The 681-nt window shown below is 65.9% G+C and carries 1 protein-coding gene; it reads left to right on the forward strand.

Translation table 11 applies throughout. From position 1 onward, the window contains the following. Positions 1-629: AAA family ATPase (locus tag IEV86_RS17495; protein WP_188484836.1), on the forward strand; the 629-nt coding region annotated here is incomplete at its 5' end. Between the last annotated feature and the right edge of the window lie 52 nt (positions 630-681).

Below are 681 nucleotides of genomic sequence, written 5' to 3' on the forward strand. Positions count from 1 at the left end.
ACGACGCCAAGATCTACGCCGCGCTGGCCAAGAACCGCACCGCCCTGTACACACCCGGGGTCCTGACCACCCCGCGGCTGCTGCGCGAAGACCTGGACCGGATCATCACGCGCACCAGCATCTGCATCCAGCAGCACGTCGAGGTCCCCGGCCGCATCCCCTTGGACCGGTGGGGCACCCGGCGCACCACCAACTACGTCCAGCTCGTCATCGTCGACGAGTCCGAACGCCTGAGCCCCACCGCGCTCGAGCTTCTACGCGACCGATACGACCGCGACCAGATCGCCCTGATCCTGATCGGCATGCCCGGACTGGAGAAGCAGTTCACCCACTACCCCCAGTTCTACAGCCGCGTCGGCTTCGCCCATCAGTACCGGCCCCTAAGCACCGACGAGCTGCTCTTCGTCCTCCAACGCCACTGGCGCACCCTGGGCAAGACGCTGAATCCCGACGACTTCACGGACGCCCAGGCCATCGCCGCGATCAGCCGCATCACCCGCGGCAACTTCCGCCTCCTCGAGCGACTCTTCCCCCAGATCGAACGTGTCCTGAAGATCAACGAGCTGCAGACCATCACCAACGACGTCGTCGAAGCCGCCGCCAGCACCCTCGTCATCGGGACCACCTAGACACCGCCATCGATCAGCGCCAGCAGCCCGCCACATACCGGCGAAAGCCACA

Source organism: Cellulomonas carbonis, assembly GCF_014636275.1.
Classification (GTDB): domain Bacteria; phylum Actinomycetota; class Actinomycetes; order Actinomycetales; family Cellulomonadaceae; genus Actinotalea; species Actinotalea carbonis.